General features: G+C 49.9%; 22 protein-coding genes, 2 tRNA genes and 2 rRNA genes. 4 read left to right on the plus strand and 22 right to left on the minus strand.

The genetic code is table 11. The annotated features are described in order from the left end of the window. Positions 1 to 8: 8 nt before the first annotated feature. From E1757_RS26965 to E1757_RS26990, 6 genes are all read right to left on the minus strand, one after another. Positions 9 to 659: a hypothetical protein gene (locus E1757_RS26965; protein ID WP_133234056.1), complete on the minus strand. Its 651-nt coding sequence runs from the start codon at positions 657 to 659 to the stop codon at positions 9 to 11. Continuing rightward, on the minus strand, positions 656 to 1,768 hold the full coding sequence (locus E1757_RS26970) for a hypothetical protein (protein ID WP_133234058.1): 1,113 nt from the start codon (positions 1,766 to 1,768) through the stop codon (positions 656 to 658). The genes E1757_RS26965 and E1757_RS26970 overlap by 4 nt, the downstream gene beginning before the upstream one ends. After that, complete coding sequence (locus tag E1757_RS26975) at positions 1,769 to 2,317, minus strand: hypothetical protein (protein ID WP_133234060.1); 549 nt, start codon at positions 2,315 to 2,317, stop codon at positions 1,769 to 1,771. After that, complete coding sequence (locus E1757_RS26980) at positions 2,314 to 2,922, minus strand: RNA polymerase sigma factor (RefSeq protein ID WP_246079548.1); 609 nt, start codon at positions 2,920 to 2,922, stop codon at positions 2,314 to 2,316. The genes E1757_RS26975 and E1757_RS26980 overlap by 4 nt, the downstream gene beginning before the upstream one ends. A gap of 120 nt (positions 2,923 to 3,042) precedes the next feature. Then, complete coding sequence (rarD, locus tag E1757_RS26985; protein ID WP_133234062.1) at positions 3,043 to 3,963, minus strand: EamA family transporter RarD; 921 nt, start codon at positions 3,961 to 3,963, stop codon at positions 3,043 to 3,045. A 370-nt stretch (positions 3,964 to 4,333) separates the two neighbouring features. Beyond that, complete coding sequence (locus tag E1757_RS26990; protein WP_133234064.1) at positions 4,334 to 4,558, minus strand: helix-turn-helix domain-containing protein; 225 nt, start codon at positions 4,556 to 4,558, stop codon at positions 4,334 to 4,336. Positions 4,559 to 4,769: 211 nt separating this feature from the next. Between E1757_RS26990 and E1757_RS26995 the strand changes: the two genes are divergently transcribed. Then, a tRNA-Arg gene (locus E1757_RS26995) sits at positions 4,770 to 4,845 on the plus strand. A gap of 145 nt (positions 4,846 to 4,990) precedes the next feature. Then, positions 4,991 to 6,562, plus strand: a complete 1,572-nt coding sequence (locus E1757_RS27000; RefSeq protein WP_165972310.1) for an alpha/beta fold hydrolase — start codon at positions 4,991 to 4,993, stop codon at positions 6,560 to 6,562. 97 nt (positions 6,563 to 6,659) lie between these two features. On the opposite strand, the gene E1757_RS27005 is transcribed toward E1757_RS27000, so the two are convergent. From E1757_RS27005 to map, 3 genes are all read right to left on the minus strand, one after another. After that, entirely contained in the window at positions 6,660 to 7,322 is a 663-nt protein-coding gene (locus E1757_RS27005; protein ID WP_133234068.1) for an MgtC/SapB family protein, read from the minus strand. Between the two features lie 219 nt (positions 7,323 to 7,541). Next, positions 7,542 to 9,299, minus strand: a complete 1,758-nt coding sequence (locus E1757_RS27010) for a methyl-accepting chemotaxis protein (RefSeq protein WP_133234070.1) — start codon at positions 9,297 to 9,299, stop codon at positions 7,542 to 7,544. A gap of 256 nt (positions 9,300 to 9,555) precedes the next feature. Further along, a complete protein-coding gene (gene map, locus E1757_RS27015) occupies positions 9,556 to 10,302 on the minus strand; it encodes a type I methionyl aminopeptidase (protein ID WP_133234072.1) in 747 nt (248 codons plus the stop codon). Positions 10,303 to 10,454: 152 nt separating this feature from the next. Between map and helD the strand changes: the two genes are divergently transcribed. Both helD and E1757_RS27025 read left to right on the plus strand, forming a co-directional pair. Beyond that, a complete protein-coding gene (gene helD / locus E1757_RS27020; RefSeq protein ID WP_246079549.1) occupies positions 10,455 to 12,848 on the plus strand; it encodes an RNA polymerase recycling motor HelD in 2,394 nt (797 codons plus the stop codon). 86 nt (positions 12,849 to 12,934) lie between these two features. Then, the gene (locus tag E1757_RS27025) at positions 12,935 to 13,117 is read left to right on the plus strand and encodes a hypothetical protein (RefSeq protein WP_246079551.1); all 183 of its coding nucleotides are present in this window, start codon (positions 12,935 to 12,937) and stop codon (positions 13,115 to 13,117) included. A 55-nt stretch (positions 13,118 to 13,172) separates the two neighbouring features. Here E1757_RS27025 and E1757_RS27030 read toward each other — a convergent pair whose 3' ends face one another. The 13 genes from E1757_RS27030 to E1757_RS27080 form a co-directional block, all read right to left on the minus strand. After that, positions 13,173 to 13,316, minus strand: coding sequence for a small acid-soluble spore protein P (locus E1757_RS27030; protein ID WP_133234076.1), 144 nt, complete (start codon positions 13,314 to 13,316; stop codon positions 13,173 to 13,175). 22 nt (positions 13,317 to 13,338) lie between these two features. Then, entirely contained in the window at positions 13,339 to 13,521 is a 183-nt protein-coding gene (locus E1757_RS27035) for a hypothetical protein (protein ID WP_133234078.1), read from the minus strand. 14 nt (positions 13,522 to 13,535) lie between these two features. After that, positions 13,536 to 13,883: a hypothetical protein gene (locus E1757_RS27040; protein WP_133234080.1), complete on the minus strand. Its 348-nt coding sequence runs from the start codon at positions 13,881 to 13,883 to the stop codon at positions 13,536 to 13,538. Positions 13,884 to 14,159: 276 nt separating this feature from the next. Beyond that, complete coding sequence (locus tag E1757_RS36960; protein ID WP_281282540.1) at positions 14,160 to 14,282, minus strand: hypothetical protein; 123 nt, start codon at positions 14,280 to 14,282, stop codon at positions 14,160 to 14,162. Between the two features lie 317 nt (positions 14,283 to 14,599). Then, entirely contained in the window at positions 14,600 to 14,722 is a 123-nt protein-coding gene (locus E1757_RS36965; protein ID WP_281282541.1) for a hypothetical protein, read from the minus strand. Positions 14,723 to 14,833: 111 nt separating this feature from the next. Then, positions 14,834 to 14,921, minus strand: a tRNA-Ser gene (locus E1757_RS27045). A 47-nt stretch (positions 14,922 to 14,968) separates the two neighbouring features. Next, complete coding sequence (gene serS, locus E1757_RS27050; protein ID WP_133234082.1) at positions 14,969 to 16,249, minus strand: serine--tRNA ligase; 1,281 nt, start codon at positions 16,247 to 16,249, stop codon at positions 14,969 to 14,971. 12 nt (positions 16,250 to 16,261) lie between these two features. Further along, on the minus strand, positions 16,262 to 16,834 hold the full coding sequence (gene pdxT / locus E1757_RS27055) for a pyridoxal 5'-phosphate synthase glutaminase subunit PdxT (protein ID WP_133234084.1): 573 nt from the start codon (positions 16,832 to 16,834) through the stop codon (positions 16,262 to 16,264). A 25-nt stretch (positions 16,835 to 16,859) separates the two neighbouring features. Further along, positions 16,860 to 17,741 (minus strand): pyridoxal 5'-phosphate synthase lyase subunit PdxS, encoded by an 882-nt coding sequence (gene pdxS / locus E1757_RS27060; RefSeq protein ID WP_133234086.1) that lies wholly within the window; start codon positions 17,739 to 17,741, stop codon positions 16,860 to 16,862. A 120-nt stretch (positions 17,742 to 17,861) separates the two neighbouring features. Continuing rightward, the gene (locus E1757_RS27065) at positions 17,862 to 19,103 is read right to left on the minus strand and encodes a D-alanyl-D-alanine carboxypeptidase family protein (RefSeq protein ID WP_133234122.1); all 1,242 of its coding nucleotides are present in this window, start codon (positions 19,101 to 19,103) and stop codon (positions 17,862 to 17,864) included. A gap of 196 nt (positions 19,104 to 19,299) precedes the next feature. Further along, positions 19,300 to 20,757 (minus strand): IMP dehydrogenase, encoded by a 1,458-nt coding sequence (gene guaB, locus E1757_RS27070; protein ID WP_133234088.1) that lies wholly within the window; start codon positions 20,755 to 20,757, stop codon positions 19,300 to 19,302. Positions 20,758 to 21,007: 250 nt separating this feature from the next. After that, positions 21,008 to 21,124 (minus strand): 5S ribosomal RNA (gene rrf, locus E1757_RS27075). Positions 21,125 to 21,364: 240 nt separating this feature from the next. Further along, positions 21,365 to 21,626, minus strand: a 23S ribosomal RNA gene (locus E1757_RS27080); the annotation flags it as partial.

Raw genomic sequence — 21,626 nt, forward strand, 5'->3', positions numbered from 1 at the left:
ATCTCCGTCTATCGTTCGGCTCCGCGCAGCTCGACCTGCACGTCCTGAGGCAGGACGACGGTTGCCATCATATTGGGATACAGCGGATCGATGCCTCTCTTTTCCGGCGGCCGTTTCACCTGTACATACATCGTATCGCCAATGGTCCGCACATCGACGAATTGTTCCTTTTGCAGCGGCTTGAACTCATCCCCTTGCTTGCTGCGGGTCCGGTATGTGCCGAATACCTGCACTGTACGCTCGGTCGACTTATCCACTTTCATGGCATGATCCTGCGACTGCACGACGACTTTTTTCACCCCATCCGCCACCGCTTCTTTGACTGCAGGCAGATCACGCGTTTCATCCACCGATCGCAGTACCGACCGCACCTCCCCCAATATGCCTGCCGAAGTCAGCAGCGTAAAGCCAAGACAGCCGATGCAGAGCACGCCGACGAAAAAGACGCTCATCATATCATAGGAGAGGACACTGTTTTCTTTTTTGGAGAACAGTAAGTAGAGAACGATTTCCAAGCCCAGCATAATGAACATAACCGGCCACCAGGCGATGAGCGTATCGAAGGCTTGCTGGCCTTCCCATTGCGAAATAAACAGGATCGCCCCCAGCAAAATTAACGTTACGCCCATCGATAGCGTCCCTACGCGCCATTTTCTCATGGCTGATCCCCCTTTCTTCTTCTGCTTCCCAACAGCAGCCGCAGGCCGCCGCCGATCAAAATGACGGATACGACAAACGTCTGGAAATATTGGCGAAACAGGAACGAAATCCGCTCCTTCGGAAAGAGACGGTCCAGCGCTCTTAACAGCACTTCGTCCGTTATATAGTACAGCCCAAGCGCCAGCAGCACGATCCCGACCCATTTTTGATGATTGATGAGCCAATCGACAAACGGGGTATCTTCCAACGCTTCCCCGCGGTCATGCCTGGAAATTTGCTGCAAGGCGTCGAAGAAGCTGTAAAACCATAAGATCGGTATAATAAACAAGAAGAGCGTGAGCCGCAGCATATCCATAATATAGACGCAGAACAGGAAGGCCGCCATCAGCTGCAGACCGCGTTTTTGCAAGCCGAGATACATATGTCCCGCACCGGGCACGACAGACAGAAGGATGGCGATCATTTTATTTTTTTTGCCGGTCATCCGGTGTTCCTGAAAATCCTCGAAAATCGTCTGATCGACCAGCGGCTCTCCCTGCCGTTTCCGGTTCAACTGCTGTACGCAGTCGAACAAACAATAAATCCAAATGATCGGAAGCACGCCGAGAAAAACTAAAAATCCGTTCTGATGCGTCAATGCAGCCACGAAAATAATCATAATCGTCGCGCCGAAAAAGGCTATCATAAAAGTCAGGCCGCGCTGCATCAAGCCGAGCTGGAAATGGCCCAGTCCCGGGATAAACGACAGCAGTACGGTAAAGATCGAATCTCCGCCGCGCTGCGGTTCGTAAGGGTACGCCGCCGGACCCGGAGGCTGATAGGACGGCTGTGGTCCGTATTCCGGATAAGGCTCGCGTCGTTTGACGAGGTGGAGCACCATATCGATCATATTGAGGGCGCCCGAGAGAAAGGCGACGATCAGCAGCAGCGCGACCGGCCCATCCGCATGGCGCAGTTCTCCGGCTACCCCGAGCAAAAACAGCAGCAGCAGCGGGCCGAAAAATCCGGTTCCGTACAAAAACGCTCTTCCTTTACGGTTTAAGTACAGATGGCCCAAGCCGGGGATAAAAGATAACAGCAGCGCGGTTATCGGGTTTTTGGGTTGCATTTAACGGCTTCCTCCTTTATCGTGTCTGGGTTGGATGGAGTCCAATACGAAGATCGTTTTCTCCATTATTTTATAAGATACGGGGATACGTCCGGCGGCCTGTTCAGTTTGCGTCTGATCCATCCCTTGTTCCTGCTCGATGGCCAGCGTGGCAGGCTCCAGATGGGTTAGCCGTTCCATCATGGACTGAAACGCCCCCGAGCTCATCAACAGGATCGTAATCGCGGCGGCGACCCCATAATGGAATGCCGGATGCCTGGTATAGGCAAGTGCCCTCCAACGCTTTACCTGCAGCTGCGGGCGTTCTATCGGCGGGGAGGCTGGAGAGCTTGGAGCCGCATGCGCTTCTATGTGACTCATTACGGCATCCGCCAATCCGTTGCCATCTTCCAGAGCAGGATAGGAAGCGGCGGCCCGCTCCAAGCTTTGCATATACAATTCAAAACACGGCTCGCATGAACTGAGATGCGCTTCATAAGCGGCGCATTCTTCATCCGGGAGCTGCGCACCCGTATAACGGTCCCATTGTTCCAAAGTATAATGCTTCATCTCCATTCTTCCTCCTTCCAATGTTTGCGAATCCACTGCTTGGCCCGGTACAGCTTGGATTCGACGGTTTTTAGCGTGACCCCTTGCTCCGCCGCAATTTCCTGATAGCTCTTGTCTTCGATATAATAAGCGACCACGACTTCGCGATAGTTGGCGGGAATATCGTCCAAGTATTGCTTGATCTGCTGCCTCCTCTGGTTTTCCAGCACTTCCTCTTCCACAGTGTGGGTGCTGTCTTCCGGAAGCATATCCTCGATATCCGCCGTCAACTGCTCCCGCTTCCTCTCCATGGCCCGCTTATGGTCGATCGCTTTGTTGACCGCGATGCGGGTCATCCATGTTTTCAAGCCTTGATACTGGTACTGAGGGAGGGACGCATAGATTTTCAGCAGCGCTTCCTGGGTCACATCCTCGGCATCTTTCGCCGAACGCAGCACCGAGTAGACTGCGTGATACAGGTATGAGCTGTACTTGTCCATCAGCAAGCGGAAAACTTGCTTATCGCCGGCGATAATTCGTTTGATCCACTCTGATTCTTCTGTAATGGTCCTCTCCCTCCTCTCCACTAACAATAGACGAACCGGCACCGCATCATCACTGCACACGGCGCAAAAGTTTTTTCCGCGGCCAAATGCAAAAAGGACCTTAACGAGCAAGGCCCTCTGTGCGTTATTGTACGGGTTTACCACCATGCTTGCAACGGGCTGCGGCTTGGTGTTTATTGCCTATCGTTTTATCGGAACAGCCTGCTGCGGCGTTGTCGCCGGTTTACGATTATTGTCCGCGTGCGGTTTTCGGAACGAAACGATCGAATAGACGATCAAAGCGAGCCAAATAAACGAAAAGCTGATGAGCTGCGTTTGCGTGAACGGTTCATGAAATACGAATATGGCGAGCAGCAAACTGGCCGTCGGGGCCAAATATTGAATGAATCCGACCATTGACAAGGGCAGCCGTTTCGCCGCCTGGGCAAACCAGAACAACGGCAGCGCTGTAACCGCTCCCGATGCCAACAGCAGCGCAATGGACAGGCCGGATAACGACGAGAAAGCCGCCGTACCCTGCGATTGAATGAAAACCAGGTAAATAATGGAGACCGGACATACGACAATCGTTTCCCACGTCAATCCCAGCAGGACGTCCAGATTGGCCGCTTTTTTGGCCAGTCCGTACAGGGCAAACGAAATCGCCAATGAAATCGATACCCATGGGATGTGACCGTATTGAACCGCCATAATAAGGACGCCCGTGCCTGCAATCAGAATGGAAATCCATTGCCCGAGCCCCAGCCGCTCCTTCAAAAATATAACGGCAAAGATGACACTAATCAGCGGGTTTATATAATACCCCAGACTCGTTTCGATCACATGTCCGTTATTTACGGCCCATATAAATAAAAACCAGTTCGTACTGATGAAAACGGAGCATAGCACGACAGCAATCTTGCTTTTTCGATCCGCTATTACGCCCTTCAGCTGCTTCCACCGCTTGGCTGCCGTGACCAAAACGGCGACAAATACAAACGACCATAAGATCCGATGGGCCAATATTTCCCATGCCGGCATCGTCTCGAACAAACGCCAATATAACGGCAGAAGTCCCCATGCCAAATAAGATAAAATTCCGTATACAATCCCTTGTTTCATCGCTCATACTCCCCGGCAGCGCCAATTGAATGTACTCTAAGTATACGTGAATCGCCGGTTTTGGCAAATGATATCCCAATTTATTCCTAGGAGCTTTTCTTGCAATATCAGAATTGTTCAGCTCCGCTGAAAACATATAAAGTCTGATATTATAAAAAAAACGGCAGTCGATTCGGAATTAATCCGAATGACTGCCATCTTTGGGTGTGCGTTTATTTCGAAATTTGTGCCAGGTAACGTTTATCGCCGGTTTTGGCCCACATTAGAAAACAGGTACGATTGCGTATAATTGCGGTTACAGCGGATGGGCGAATTGGCTTCTTCCGTTTTTTCAACCTTCTCCCTCCTTGCGTGGTAAACTTGATCTTGATTAAATGTCCCAAAATTGGTTGGATTGTACCGTAGGATCGATCTCCTTCAGCGCCTTCATCATTTTTTGAATCGTACTGCCGCTCGGCATGTAATGTTCGTTCGCGCAGGCATTGGAAATCGTTGTTCGGCCGATTCTGCTTTTGGAAACCAGCCACTCCTGCTTGATTCCTCTGTCATCCAGCCATCTGCCCAAGCGGCTGCGGTTTTTGCCGAGACTCAGCATCGCATCAGCTCCTTGGCTCTAGTTATTTCCGATATTTACCGAATTTAAACATTCTTTTTCAAAAATTTGAAATAGACTTAAGAATAACTAAAGCTCAACGATATCCCCTACCATTTTTTAATATTAGGCAGTCGCTGCTTCATATTCCAGCTTAGCTCATACTTTCCTTTTGGCTCTTGTATAGGTTTTATGTTATAATGTTAATCGCTGTGGCCCCGTAGCTCAGCGGATAGAGCACACGTTTCCTAAACGTGGTGTCGGATGTTCGATTCATCTCGGGGCCGCCAGTAAAATTAATCTGTTCCAATAAAAAGAACAAGCCAGTGCCGAAACTTATACCCGCACTGGCTTATTTATCTTTGTTGTTACAGCAATACCCGTATCCATAGAGTTACACTATTCTTACAATCCAATTATTTAATGAGGACACCTATGCCATTCGTACATCATAACAATTATCCGATCTACTACGAATACCACATTGCCGAAGAAGGGCACAGCAAAGAAACCTTGGTCTTCATTCATGGAATAGGTTTAAACCTGCGGACCTGGGACTACCTCATTCCTTTTCTTCAAGCCGACTTCAATGTGCTGTGTTTAGATATAAGAGGTCACGGAAAAAGTAGCTGTGAAGAAAGCATATTTCATTGGGATGAACTATGCACGGACCTATACGTACTTCTAAGGGAGCTTGGTCTGAGTGAAGTACACCTTGTTGGTCACGGATTGGGAGGGACGTATGCCGTATGTTTTACCAACCGCTACCCTCGGCTTGTAAAAAAATTAGTTTTGATTTCTACCCTTGCTTTCTACCCTGCGGAAATCATAGAACAAGCCAAACAATTCCGCCAAACCTTGTTTAAACCAGGTAATGTTCGCCCATTGGCCGAGCACCTGATTCAACTGATCACGATAAAACCTTTAAGCAGTCCTGCAGGGAGCCTGTTGATGGATGCCTATCAGCAAGCCCGGTTCGACGTTTATTTCGGGATGATCGATCTTTTTTTGCGAACGGAACCGGTAGAGGATCTGAAGCTCCTCAAGCTTCCTACTCTCGTCATTGCAGGTGAATTGGATGTACTGTTTCCGCATTATTTGTCGGGCATCACGAGCAGTTATATTATGAACTCTACATTTCTCGTCATTCCCGATGCGTCCAACATGACTTTTATCGATGAGCCTGGGCATACGGCAACCATCATGAATGATTTTATTAGCAAGGATAGTCACGCAACTAAAAAAATAAATACGGATGATCCTTGGGTCAATATCATACAAGCCAAAGTAGCGAACCATATTATGGAGGGCCGGCCAAAAGAGGTACCCTTTAGAAAGCTAAACGTACAATTGATGAAAGGATTCAAGGTATATGTGAACAACTCCGAAGTGCTGCATGGATGGAATCAACGGTTAGCCAAACGTTTATTCGTGTATTTGATCTTCCACCCATCGACCATAAGAGAAAACTTATATAATGAATTTTGGCCTGAAACGAATGCTAAGCAATCCAGCAACTACTTGAGTGTTTGCCTGAATCACTTGAAGCAATTGTTGAAAACGGATGATGCATTCAGCTTCCTTGTAGTCAATAGAGAACATGTATATTTGCAAGGCGAGATCGAATGCGATTTGCTGAGCTTGAATGAAAAAATGAACCGCTTTTTTGCGGAACCGGACACTTCCCATAAAAAACATATAGCTGAGGAAATTATTCATTTTTTTTCAGATCACGTAAAATTTGATATTTATGATAATTGGTTTCTGGAAACACTGGATACAGCTAGAGGAAAATTGCGTAAAGTTGTCGTATGGCTAATACTCGCCTATGAACAATCGCAAGAAGAAGACAAAATTATTTCCTGCATAGAGAACGTTTTACCGTTTCAACCGGATTACCTTGAATACTACGATCAACTCATTCAAATTTACCAAACGAGGGGAATACGGTCGCTTGCTTCCAAATGGATAAAAAAGAAACAACAAGCCATCTCCGAATATTACTGACATGCGCCTGCTATGCCGGAGCATATGCCAAGAAAGCCGCCTGCCCAAATCATAAGGGAAAGGCGGCTTTCTGCTTGATAAACCGGTTGAACCGTCGTTACCTGATTTCGATCGCTCTTACCAGCGGCAGCTCCTGAACAATCGACAGCAAATGCTCCATTTTCAAGGAACCCGGAAATTTGACGATCATCTCCACAATCAGACCGTCGGGATCGATTTTATTTTCGGCATGAAAGCTTAAAATCTCGATTTCTTTCTCCTGAAAAAGCTGCTGGATGCTGCTTATCGCCTCAGGTTCATTGGCTAACCGCACGACGACTTGCTCCGTTTTCGGCGATGCGAGCCAGTTAAAGCGCGCATGCAATATTTTTTGAGCCAGCAAAATAATTAGCGCAACGCCTCCGCCCAGAACATATAAACCGGCTCCGACAGCCATCCCTACCCCTGCGGTAGCCCAGATACCGGCGGCCGTCGTAAGTCCTTTCACCGTTTGTCTTTGCATAAAGATCATGCCGGCTCCCAAAAAACCGACTCCGCTTACAACCTGAGCGGCTATACGCGAAGGGTCCAACGCCAAGTTATGCCACCCGTTCTGATCCTGAAAGCCATACTTGGATATAACCATCATCAGGGAAGCGCCTGCGGCGACTACAAAGTGGGTGCGGATCCCCGCTTCCTTCATCCGGTTTTTACGCTCATACCCGATCAGCGCTCCACAAATTCCGGCAACCAATACACGCAGCAAATACTCGAATTCCATCGTCTCATCCTCCTATGTCTCGACAGCTAATAAATGAATACGTTTCCAACGATGTTGGAGCGGCATGAATAAGGGTTGGTCGTGGACCTTTACTTCATTGTATGTACTCCATATTACACCCGCTCGCCGGTTCAATAAAGCTTTGCGTCCCTTGCTGCCCGATACAAAGGGGATAATCCGCCGCGGATTATCCCCTCATGCTGCTCTATATGTTGTTTATCACGATACCTTAAACTGGGACAGCAGCAAATGCAGCTCGTCCGTCATATGCGATAACGATTGCGCGGAAGATTGCACGCCGTTCGTCGCTTGAAGCTGCTGCTCCGCTGATGAAGCTACATTTTGCGATGCGGAAGCCGATTTCCTGGCAATGGCCGCGACCTGCTGCACGGAAGCTGTTATTTGTTGAGCGCCGGCCGACATTTGCTCCGAAGTCGCCGCCATTTCCTGCACCTGCGAAGCAATATGGTTCGTGGACTGCAAAATATGGTCGAAATTCACTTCCGTCTCGCGGACACGCTCAATTCCCGCCAACACTTCATCCTTCACCTTTGTCATTGCCTTCGAGGAGTCTTGAATGCTGGATTGAATTTCGCCCAGCAGCAGGGCGATTTCCGCGGAAGAGCTGCCGGATTGCTCGGCGAGCTTGCGCACCTCCGACGCAACGACGGCAAAGCCTTGCCCGTGATCGCCGGCGCGCGCCGCTTCGATCGCCGCATTCAAAGCGAGCAGATTGGTTTGCTGCGCAATGTCCTGGATGGCAAGCAGAATGCTGCCGATCTGTTGGGACTTATCATCGAGCAGCTTAATGATTTGATCCGTTTGCACAACGGATTCATTGATCGAGCCCATCTGCTCGACTGTATTTTGGATCGATGCGCCGCCGGTCTCCGCCTGCTGCCTGGACGATTCCACCGTCTCTGCGATGGATGACGCGTTCTCGGCCAAACGTCCGATGCCGGAACCGACTTCCTCCATGGAACGGGATGTTTCTTCCATGCTGACCGTTTGTTCATCCGCCCCGTTCGCCACATCTTTGACGGTTTCGGCGATGTGCCGGGAAACGGTCTGCATTTCGCCCGAGCTCGATTTCAGATGTTCCGCCGAAGCGGCTACCAGCTGAGCATGCTCATTGATTTTCAAAATCATCTGCCGCATATGATCGGTCATTTGGGCGAACGCTTCGCTCAGCTCCCCAATTTCGTCTTGACGGATTAATGTAAGATTTTGCACCGATAAATCACCGCCGGACACCTGCTTGGCAACTGCGCTCATACGCCGGATCGGGATGGACACATGCCGCGCAATCAGAAAGGATACGGCCAGCCCGGACAAAATCGCCAGCGAACTCAAGGAAATGACCCAGGTAACACCGGACTGGTAAGACCCGTTCAGTTCCTCGCCCAATTGATTGGCATACTGCTGGTTATTTCGGGTTAGCGCATCAATAATCACCGCGCAGCCTGTCAAATATTCGTTTGCCTTTTGAATCAGATTCAAGCCTTCCGGTCCGCGCTTTTGTACGGCAGCCAGGATGGAGGGGAACATCGTTTCATATTGCCCCCACCGTTCATTGAAATATTTGACAAGACCCGCATCGCTTTCCGTTGAAGCCATCTCATCCAGATGTTTGACTTCCGATTGAATTTTTTTGAAAATACGCTCGGCTTTAGCCTGCTGCGTCTCAGCCTCGCCGCTGGAGCCCACCGATCCGAGCAAATCGTTGTCGCTCCGATCCTCGATATTCAATTGAATTCTCAACAGCAGATCGTCCAGCTCCATTAAATCGTGGTTCAGGTTTCCCAGTAAAATAACATGGGGCAATCCCACTTCCGTCGTCTGCTTCGATTTTTGCCCCATACTGCCCATATTGGTAACTGCCGTTGCAGAGATAGCCGACAACAGAAGCAGCACGATCAAAAAGCTGAACAGCACTTTCTTAAACAGCGTAAGTCTCATCCACAACTTCATCCTCATCCTTACCGACTCCGATTCTCTTTTTATTAAGGCTCGAACCAAAGACCCGCCTCCAATAGGAAGTCGGATCGATTAGGCTTTAAGGTATTCGGCCTCCTTTTCTACTTCGGCAGCATGGTAATATATTTTTATAGTTCATTGGTCCTGTATATGGTGTTGGAATCGTTTTATGGAGGGAATCGGTAAAGGAAACGGGCGTCCGCGTTGAATAAGGTAAGGCCACCTGTATATTTCAGTTCAGATTGACAAGCTACTTTTACAGCTTCGTTAATATTTGCGGACCTTCCTTTGTGATCGCCACCGTATGCTCGAATTGGGCGGACAGACTGCCGTCCCATGTCCTGGCCGTCCAGCCGTCCGAATCAATGAACATCTCATAGCCTCCGGCATTGATCATCGGTTCGATCGTGATCACCATGCCTTCCTTCAGCTTGAAGCCTTTGCCCGGCTTGCCCGTATGATCGAAGGTCGGCTCTTCATGCAGCGATCGGCCGATCCCATGCCCTACCAGATCGCGTACGACGGAAAATCCGGCCGTCTCCGCAAGCTGCTGCACCACATGCATCACATCGCCGATCCGCCGGCCCGCCCTTGCCTCGGCAATGCCCAGCTCCAGACATTGCTTCGTTACCTGTACGAGCCGTTTCGCTTCCGGAGACACGTTACCGATCATATAGGTCCACGCCGAATCGGCCATCCAGCCGTTATAGCTACAAACGATATCTATTTTCACAATGTCGCCGTCCTTCAACCGTTTGCGGTCCGGAAAGCCGTGAGCGATCACATCATTCACCGAAGCGCAGGTTGCGTACGGAAACCCCCGGTACCCTTTGGTCACCTGCACCGCCCCATGTCGGGTCATAAACTGCTCGGCAAAATCGTTAATCTCGAGTGTCGTTACACCCGGTCCGATCCGTTTGCCGATTTCCTGGTGACACATCGCCAATATTTTTCCCGCTTCGCGGATGACAGCAATTTCTTGCGGCGTCTTTAATATAATCATCGTTGAGCCCTCCTATAAAATGGTTCTTTTGCAGTTCTATTCACTAGCTTACGCAATTGCAACAAAAAGTGACTATATGATACATTAACGACATGCAGCCGCATACATCTTCCCAAAGATGTGCACGCTGTTTTGAAGGAGGCTTGATATCATTGACCCGACACGACGCTACCTGGAATGAAGAGGAACAGCGGCTTCGCCGCGTTGCCCGATTGGTCAAAACGCGCATTGATGAGGTCAGCCGTCTGGCCGATCAACGCTTGGAGACGGCGATCGATACGAACCGCGATTTTTGGTCCGATATTACCGTCAATATGAACAATCCCGACGATATTATGGAAACTTATACGAGTATTAATCAGCAATCAATGGTTATGGTTACGCAGGAGCGCGATCTGCTGCACGCTGAGGATACGCTGCGTCAGCTCGTCCGCCTGCATGATACGCCTTATTTTGGCCGGATCGATTTTCAGGAGCGGGGCTTTCCGGAAACGGAGCGCATCTACATCGGGACATCCTCTTTTTTCGATGAGGCCTCCCAGCAGTATTGGGTTTATGACTGGCGCGCGCCTATCTCGAATTTATACTACGATTATCCTCCCGGCCCCGCCACTTACCAGACGCCCGGCGGTCAAATTGAGGGTACGATCGAACTGAAGCGGCAGTATGTAATCCGACAGGGCGAACTGAAAGCTATGTTCGATACCGGTCTGGCCATTGGCGACGAAATATTGCAAACGATGCTCGGCCAAAGCGCCGATGACCGAATGAAAAGTATCGTTGCCACCATCCAAAAGGAGCAAAACCAAATTATCCGCAACGACCGGCACCAGGTGCTGATCGTCCAGGGAGCGGCGGGCAGCGGGAAAACGTCTGTCGCACTGCAGCGTGTCGCCTATTTGTTGTATAAACATCGCAACACGCTGAATGCCGACAATATGATCCTTTTTTCGCCGAATGCACTGTTCAACAGCTATGTGTCTACCGTATTGCCCGAGCTTGGCGAGACGAATATGCAACAAACCACTTATCAGGAATATTTGCAGTTCCGGTTAGGGCGACGCTACCAGGTGGAAGATTTGTACGAACAGATGGAATACCGGCTGAACGCGGGGGATGACCCTGCCTATCCGATCCGGCAAAGCAGCATCCGCTTTAAATCATCGAACGCTTTTATCCGGTTGATGGATCGCTACGCGAAGCATTTGGAGCAGGCCGGCATCATTTTTAAAGATATCCGGTTTCAGGGAACAATCCTGATCTCCCGGCAGCAAATGAGCCATTTCTTTTATCAAATCGATCCGTCCATTCATTTGAGCAACCGGGTCCAACTATTGAAGGAATGGCTGCTGAAGGAGCTCAAAACGTTGGCCAAAGCCGAACGAAGCAAGCCGTGGGTGAAAGACGCGATTGAGTTTTTGGATAAAGAGGAGTACCAGAACGCATTCCGGACAATGCAAAGAAAGAACGATCAGGAACAGCTGTTCTATGATGCCAAGCAGGAGGCGTTTCTTCTAGGCCGTTATGTTATTCATCAGAGCTTTCGGCCGCTCCGCCAAAAAATTAAAAAGCTCAAATTCATCGACGTCGCCGCGCTGTACCGGCAGCTGTTCCTCGAGGAGACGCGTGGCCTGCTGGAAGCCGTGGATGGCGTTACCCTGCCTGCAGATTGGAACCTGATTTGCGACATGACGCTTACACAGCTCGAAAACGGTCAGCTTGCCTTTGAAGATGCGACGCCGATGCTTTATTTGAACGAATTGATCGAGGGCTTCCAATCGTACAATACGGTGCGGCATGTCATTATTGACGAGGCTCAGGATTATTCGGCGTTTCAGTACACGTTTTTGAAAAGGCTGTTCCCCCGCGGCAAAATGACGCTGCTAGGCGATTTGAACCAGGCCATCTATCAATCCGATACCGACGCTTTCGACCGTTCAGGCGAATCAACGGATGCCGCCACCGCGACCGGATACCGGCATGTGATTGAGCTGTTCGGCGAGGGCCAGACCGAGATGATCCGCTTGACGCGCAGCTATCGGTCCACCAGGGAAATCGTTGAGTTTACAAGGGCTATGCTGCCGGGCGGCGAAGCTATTGAGCCATTCAATCGCAGCGGGCAAAAACCGGTCGTTCAGCAAGCTCCCGATACGGATGGCCTGGCAGCAGGCGTGCTGGCCGATTTGCATGCGCTGCGCGCGGAGAGTATAGCCTCCATCGCCATCCTCACCAAAACAGCGGAAGAAAGCCGTCTCGTCTATGAACGTTTATCCTCCGCCATCTCTGTTACGTTAATATCCAAAAACGACCATTCCTTTCAAAAAGGCGTGCTCATTATGCCGGCTTATTTGGCCAAGGGTCTGGAATTCGATGCAGTTATCGTGTGGGATGCTTCCCGGCATCAATATGATAAGGAAAGCGAACGCAAGCTGTTTTATACAGCCTGTACACGGGCGATGCATCAGCTCCATATTTTTTATACGGGACAGCTGACCCGCTTTATTTCCGCTCTGGACGCTCATACATATGAGCATGTCGAACCATAATACAAGAAGAACCGATTCGTCGGTTCTCTTTTTTTACACTTCATGGTAGAATGAGGGAACTAGAGAAAATGGGGTGTGTCAGATTGGTGGAAAATGGTAGATATTACATTATTTATAATGAACTATCCATTACGATCTGCTACGAAATGGATGATGTTTGCGAAGAACTGGCTCAAGGAGGAACCTTATACGGCTACGCGGACACGGAGGAGCTGGCACACTCCATGTTAATGGAATGCTTTCATTTTTTGACGTCGAAAAATTTGTAACCGCTTCATACATAGAAGAGCCCCCGAGGGGCTCTTTGCCATACTTGCACAAGGCTTAACCTTCCCCGTTATTATGACGGGTATGATTTTGCTGTTTGACCTTCTTAGAGCCCGACAACGGTTCTTGAGGCTGATTGCTTTCTTTTTGGTTGCTTCGGCCGCTTGGCGGGTTAACCGGTTGGGCAATATCTTTTGGCATATCAATGAGCTCCTTTTCGCATTTACTCTTTATCCGTCACAATCGATCTTCCCGGCGGCTCATCATGATTAAGCGCATCCTGATGACGGCGATCATTCGTTTGCTGCTGAATTTGCTGCGCTTGATGACCGGTCACTACTTGTTGATCCAAATCCTTCACTACATTTTGCAAATTTTTATCCGCATTGCTTTTGTTTTTCGTCATCGGCAGTACCTCCGTTACTTAGAAGTCATGGCATGCAGCTGCTGAGCGCATTCGTGAATATGTCTTACATAATCATCAATTAATGTTTGAATGGTCGTCGTTCGTTCGTCCGCATTGCGGCCCTCAACCTCAACGTCGATAAATTCGACCTGTACCTCTCGTGAATCTACGTACGTGCATTTAAAATCGAAGCTGTAATCGGAGCGTCCGGCTGTAACGATGTTCACCCAGATCGTCTTCGGGTCGGCATCATCTGCTTTAACCTTTGCCCGATCGGACGCGTTAAGAACAGTGGGCAACGTTCGCTCCCAAGCTTGGACGAGCTTCTGCTGATCGATAGTTAAGCTATCGTTTTTTGCCATCTTGTCAACACCTCCACTTTTATAAGTTGCGAATCCCTAACCCGCTTTATACTTGGCAGGCAGCAGCAAAAAAAGGAACGTGCCTTTCTCGCGCCGCGGCCAAACCGCAATAATCACCCTCGGGGGGTCGTCTATATATGTATGGCGGAGAGGGTGGGATGCGGCCTCGCGAGGCCGACTGCGACGTACTCCTTACGAAGCTCATGCTCCGACGAACCTCCGGTTCTCATCCCACCTGCTTGCTCCTTCATACCAAAAAACGACCCTCACGGGTCGTTATGTATTATGTATGGCGGAGAGGGTGGGATGCAGCCTCGCGAGGCCGACTGCGACGTACTCCTTACGAAGCTCATGCTCCGACGAACCTCCGGTTCTCATCCCACCTGCTTGCTCCTTCATACCACAAAGTCCCCCTAAAGTGACGTGAAGCTCTGTTGCAAATTCCGATTACTTTTGGGGGAGCCCCCTATAACCAAAAAACGACCCTCACGGGTCGTTATGTATTATGTATGGCGGAGAGGGTGGGATGCGGCCTCACGAGGCCGACTGCGACGTACTCCTTACGAAGCTCATGCTCCGACGAACCTACGGTTCTCATCCCACCTGCCTGCTCCTTCATACCACAAAGTCCCCCTAAAGTGACGTGAAGCTCTGTTGCAAATTCCGATTACTTTTGGGGGAGCCCCCTATAACCAAAAAACGACCCTCACGGGTCGTTATGTATTATGTATGGCGGAGAGGGTGGGATGCGGCCTCGCGAGGCCGACTGCGACGTATTCCTTACGAAGCTCATGCTCCGACGAACCTACGGTTCTCATCCCACCTGCTTGCTCCTTCATACCACAAAGTCCCCCTAAAGTGACGTGAAGCTCTGTTGCAAATTCCGATTACTTTTGGGGGAGCCCCCTATAACCAAAAAACGACCCTCACGGGTCGTTATGTATTATGTATGGCGGAGAGGGTGGGATTCGAACCCACGGAGGCTTGCACCTCGGCGGTTTTCAAGACCGCTGCCTTAAACCACTCGACCACCTCTCCGGGTGACAAAGAGCATTGTATCACACCTGAACCGGCTATATCAAGTTCTATTTTTTACTGATCTTGGTCGCATGGTTCATATACGGCTGCAATACCTCGGGAATCAAAACGCTGCCGTCTTCCTGCTGATAGTTTTCCAAAATCGCAGCCACCGTCCGGCCTAACGCCAATCCTGAGCCGTTTAGCGTGTGCACGAATTCGGGCTTCGCTTTGGCGTCGCGGCGGAAACGGATGTTCGCACGGCGCCCTTGGAAATCTTCAAAATTACTGCACGATGAAATTTCCCGGTACGTATTGCTGTTAGGCAGCCATACTTCCAGGTCGTACGTTTTTGCCGAAGAAAATCCCATATCGCCCGTACAGAGCGTCAGCACGCGGTACGGCAGCTTTAACAGCTGAAGCACCTTCTCCGCATCGGCGGTGAGCTTCTCCAGTTCGTCGTACGACTGCTCCGGTGTCGTCAGCTTCACCAGCTCGATCTTATTGAACTGATGCTGCCGGATCAAACCACGCGTATCTCTGCCGGCAGAGCCCGCCTCCGAACGAAAACAAGCGCTGAACGCAACAAAATATTTCGGGAGGTCTTCCACAGTCAAAATATCCTCGCGATAATAGTTCGTTACAGGCACTTCGGCGGTCGGGATCAGGAAATAATCCGTATCCGCGATTTTGAACACATCTTCCTCAAATTTAGGAAGCTGTCCGGTACCGGTCAAGCTATCGCGGTTGACGATCTGCGGCGGCAGCATTTCTTCATACCCATGCCGGTCGCTGTGCAAATCCATCATAAAGTTCAATAAAGCCCGCTCCAGACGCGCTCCCAACCCTTTATAAAAAACAAAACGCGAACCGGTTACTTTCGCAGCCGCTTCAAAGTCAAGAATACCGAGCTCTTGCGCAATTTCCCAATGCGCCTTAGGCTCGAAAGCGAAATTCACAGGCTCGCCCACACGACGAACCTCGACGTTATCGTCTTCCGACCGGCCAACAGGCACACTCTCATGAGGCACATTCGGCAAAGACAGTAAAATGCCGTTCAGCTCCGTTTCGAGCACACGGATCTCATCATCCAACACTTTAATCCGATCGCCTACGCCCTTCATTTCCTCAATGAGCGAGTCCGCATTCTGTTTCGCCTTCTTCAAAGCGGCAACTTCTTGCGACACAGTATTCCTGCGATTTTTCAATTGCTCCACTTCTTGAAGAAGCTCTCTGCGTTTCGTATCCAAATCCGTGAATCGGCTAATATCGTCCAGTGTTTTGCCGCGGTTTAGCATCGCCTGCTCGACGCGTCCCAAATCGCTGCGCAATAACCTTACATCCAACAAGGGAGACCCCTCCTACTTCGCTTCGCGTACCATGTTGAGGAAATATGCGTGCATCCGTTCATCATCAGTCAGTTCCGGATGGAACGAAGCTGCCAGCAAGTGTCCTTGACGGGCCGCTACTATTTGATCGCGGTATGTTGCCAATACTTCGACGCCCTCGCCTACTTCCTCGATTAGTGGCGCCCGAATAAATACCGCACGAACATCGTCAGCAATCCCCTTAATAGCCAAATCCGTTTCAAAGCTTTCCCGCTGCCGTCCGAACGCATTGCGGGTCACTTTAATATCCATTAATTGCAAATGGGCCTCCGGCTGTCCTTCAATATGCTTGGCAATCACGATCAGACCGGCGCATGTACCGAAAACCGGCTTGCCTTGCTGTGAAAAAGACTGCAGCCCGGTAATAAAATTGAAGGTCCGCATCAGCTTGCCGATCGTCGTACTCTCGCCGCCGGGAATAATGATGCCGTCAACTTCGTCGAGCTGCTCCGTTTTTTTCACAATTACGCCTTCGCCGCCGGCCTTGTTAATGAGCCGGATATGCTCGGCCACAGCCCCTTGCAATGCTAACACGCCTATTTTCATAGCTGCTCCACCCTCTTGCCGCTAATTACCAGCCGCGCTCCTGCATACGCTGCGTTGCATCCAGCTTGGAAATTTCAATCCCTTTCATTGGCGTCCCCAAATTTTTGGAAACTTGCGCTATGAGGGCATAGTCCGTGTAGTGCGTTGTCGCCTCTACAATCGCTTTTGCAAATTTCTCAGGGCTGTCCGATTTAAAAATACCGGAACCTACGAATACACCGTCCGAGCCCAGATGCATCATCAATGCCGCATCCGCCGGAGTAGCTACACCGCCCGCAGCAAAGTTAACGACCGGCAATTTGCCTGTTTCGTGTACTTGCAGCAGCAGCTCATAAGGTGCACCCAAGTTTTTCGCTTCGGCCATCAGCTCGTCCTTCGACATCGCCTGCACCTTTTTAATTTGGCCTACCATCATCCGCATATGGCGGACAGCTTCGACGATATTGCCTGTTCCCGGCTCGCCTTTGGTACGAATCATCGAGGCGCCTTCACCGATTCTGCGCAGCGCTTCACCCAAGTCTCTCGCGCCGCAAACGAAAGGAACGGTAAACTCTCTTTTATTGATGTGGAATACTTCATCCGCCGGCGTGAGCACTTCGCTCTCATCGATGTAATCCACACCCATCGTTTCAAGAATTTTGGCTTCGACAAAATGTCCGATTCTCGCCTTTGCCATAACAGGGATCGTAACTGACTTCATAACCTCTTCCATGACGGTAGGATCAGCCATACGGGCTACGCCGCCGGCAGCCCGAATATCCGAAGGCACCCGCTCCAAAGCCATTACCGCTGACGCGCCTGCGGCCTCCGCGATTTTTGCTTGCTCGGCATTCATGACGTCCATGATGACGCCGCCTTTTTGCATTTCGGCCATACCTTTTTTAACACGCGATGTTCCTGTTTCCATTTCCGATTCCTCCAAACCTATATCCATAAATTTCGCTATCGACAAACTACTAAACAATTATTTTACAGGAATCCCTTTAAATACACAACCGATTTTCGCGCGGTTTTTATAAGGCCTGTCTTATTTCTTTTTTCCCGAGATGATATCGACGAAGAAGTTGCCGATCGCCCTGAAAAACAGCCTGAACCAGCTTCCTTTTTCGACATCCTCATTGGCAATCAGGTTCGCTGTCTTTTCCGTGCCCTGGTATGTGATTTTGACGGTTCCCAGCACATCGCCTTTGGCGATCGGGGCTACCAGCTTGCTTTCATCCGCAGGCTCAGCCGTAGTCACAAATTGATCGGGCGTCGCTCCCTTTTTCACAACGAAGGAAACGCCGGTTTGAGTGACAACAGGCACTTGCGTGGCTACACCCTTTTTAATATTGACTACTTTCAACGAATCTATTTCCGATTTTGCCGTCAGCACCTGCTTCATTTCAAAATTGTTGAAGCCATAGTCCAACACTTTTCTCGTTTCCTCAAATCGCTTCGGCTCGGTACGCGTTCCCATGACGACACTGATCAGCCGCATCCCGTTCCGTTCCGCCGTGCCTGTGAAGCAATAGCCCGCATCATCGGTTGAGCCCGTCTTCAATCCATCCAGACCAGTGTAAGCATACTTTTTAAAGTTGATGTTGTCTTTATTGCCTTCCAGCATCCAGTTCCAATTAATCATCGGCGATTTATCTTTTTCGCGGAACTTTTTCGAAGGCGTTTTCGTATAATCGAGAACCTCTTTATGATCCTTTAAAATGTTATAAGCAATAAGTGCAGCATCCTTGGCAGTTAAAAGAGTTTCGCCCTGCAGCTCCTTTGGAGCGTACTTGCCCAAATCCGCTCTCGAAAGTCCCGTCGCATTAATAAAATGTGCCTTCTCGGACAATCCGAACTGCTTCGCTTTTTCGTTCATCATATTGGCGAAATTTTCTTCGGTCCCCCCGATCTTTTCCGCCAAAGCAACCGAAGCGTCATTAGCCGAATAAATCGACATCGCCCCGAACATATCCTTCATCGTGGCCTGCTCATTCAAAGCGAGAAGCTGCCCCGACCCGATAACATCCGCCGCATACTGGCTTGTCGTCACCATATCTTCCCACGTGAATTTGCCGTTCTTGACAGCCTCCATAACCAAATATTCCGTCATCATTTTGGCCATACTTGCCGGCGGCAATGCAACATCCTCATTATATTTAAACAACACTTGACCGGTGCTTGCCTCTATCAAAATGGCGGATTTCACATCCAATTTTAAATCGGGCGCATCATCCGCCGCCATCACAGCTTTAGGTGGAACTGCAAATGAACATAATTGAACTACCATTGCGACAACAATCAGTAAACTTATTCGCCTTACAGACTGCAACAAATTTCTCACTCCTCCTAATAAAATGGTGCCGAAACACGTATTTCCTATTGTACCACAGCATCTTAGCGATGTTCAAAGAAAGAGACGGCGGCCTCACATGGCCCCCGTCTTCCGGTCACTCCACTATCAAATTTTCCATACCCTGATTTGCCTACAAAGAGTAGTTAGGAGCCTCTTTCGTAATTTGCACGTCATGCGGATGGCTTTCGCGCAGCCCTGCGCCTGTAATCCGGATAAAAGACGTATCGTTGATCAGCTCAGGAATCGTGCTGGCGCCGCAATACCCCATACCGGAGCGCAGTCCTCCTATAAGCTGATACACCGTGTCGGCCAAAGGCCCTTTATAAGCTACGCGTCCTTCGATGCCTTCCGGCACGAGCTTGCTTTCGTTTTCCTGGAAATAACGGTCCTTGCTGCCTTCCTTCATGGCACCGAGCGAACCCATTCCGCGGTAAACTTTAAACTTTCTACCTTGATAAATTTCCGATTCTCCGGGACTTTCATCCGTGCCTGCGAACAGGCTGCCGATCATGACGGCGCTGGCTCCCGCCGCTATAGCCTTGGTCACGTCTCCGGAATACTTGATTCCGCCGTCCGCGATAATCGGTACGTTATACTCTCTCGCAACCGACGCACAATCGTAAATAGCGGTAATTTGCGGTACGCCGATACCAGCAATAACACGGGTCGTACAGATCGAGCCCGGCCCGATCCCTACCTTAACCATGGAAGCCCCTGCCTCGATGAGATCGCGGGTACCTTCGCCTGTAGCTACATTGCCTGCGCAGATCGGGATATCCGGATACTGCTCGCGCAGCTTTTTCACCGTATTCAAAATATTGATGTGATGCCCGTGTGCCGAGTCCACGACGATCATATCGATGCCGGCTTCCACCAAAGCCGCGGCACGCTCCATGACGTCTTTAGAGACGCCTACGGCGGCCCCTACGACCAACCGCCCCTGCTTGTCCTTCGCCGAATTGGGAAACTGAATCGCTTTTTCAATATCTTTGATCGTAATAAGGCCTTTCAGCGTATTGTTCTCATCGACAATCGGCAGCTTCTCAATTTTATGCTTTTGCAAAATGCCCTCGGCCTGCTGCAGCGTCGTCCCTACAGGCGCCGTAACCAAGTTTTCGCGTGTCATGACCTCTTTGATCTTAATCGAGTAATCATGGACAAAACGCAGGTCTCTGTTCGTCAAAATCCCGACCAGCTTCCTGTTCTCATCGCAAATCGGCACACCCGATATCCGGTATTTAGCCATCAGTTCCTCGGCATCATAAACATGATGCTCCGGCGTAAGAAAGAAAGGATTCGTAATAACTCCGCTCTCCGAGCGCTTCACTCGGTCGACTTCCTCCGCTTGTTGGGCAATCGACATATTTTTATGAATAATACCGATGCCGCCTTCTCTCGCGATCGAAATGGCCAAAGCTGATTCGGTTACAGTGTCCATTGCCGAGCTGAGCAAAGGGATATTCAATTTTATTTTATCGGTCAACTGCGTTGAAATGTCGATCTCTTTCCCAAATACCTCCGACTTTCGCGGCACCAATAATACATCGTCAAACGTTAAACCTTCCTTAGCAAACTTAGTTTCCCACACGGAACTTAATCCTCCCTCATCGTCATACTTGCCCGTAGATATTATTGCAATAGTAACAAAAGCCCTTTTTTAATGTCAAGTCCATATTATTACATGTATCCGGCCGTTAAAAAAGAGTCTTTTCCGCTTAACCATCGCGCTTTGAAACCGGCCTCGCCTTTTTCTTATCCTAGTATATCCTTTATGGACCGAAAGCTTCATTAAATGAAAAAAGAGTCTGATGGGAATATCCCAAAAGACTCTTTTCGCTGCTTGGCGACGTCCTACTCTCCCAAGACCCTGCGGTCTAAGTACCATTGGCGCTGGAGGGCTTAACGGTCGTGTTCGAGATGGGAACGCGTGGTTCCCCTCCGCCATCATCACCAAACGTGGTTTAAGGTTGATGTTCCCGCCAAGGAACATCCGCTCTTCATGCCAATTGCTCTCGGGGCTCCCCGCAAAGTAATCGGCATTATCATCGGAGCTTCCCTTCACTTTGTGGGGTGAAGTTATTGCGCCTTGAAAACTGGATCCGAAACCGGCAAGCATTGTTCGTTCTTCTTTTCTTAGAGGCCCCGTGAAAGGAAGCGGACTGCGCTACAGCGCCTTTCGTCCCTTTCTTGGGTAGTTAGTTAAGCCCTCGACCGATTAGTATTCGTCAGCTCCACACGTTGCCGCGCTTCCACCCCGAACCTATCTACCTCGTCGTCTTCAAGGGGTCTTACGTACTGGGAAATCTCATCTTGAGGGGGGCTTCACGCTTAGATGCTTTCAGCGCTTATCCCTTCCGTACGTAGCTATCCAGCCGTGCTCCTGGCGGAACAACTGGTACACCAGCGGTACGTCCATCCCGGTCCTCTCGTACTAAGGACAGCTCCTCTCAAATTTCC

The organism is Paenibacillus piri (genome assembly GCF_004354045.1).
Lineage (GTDB): Bacteria > Bacillota > Bacilli > Paenibacillales > NBRC-103111 > Paenibacillus_S > Paenibacillus_S piri.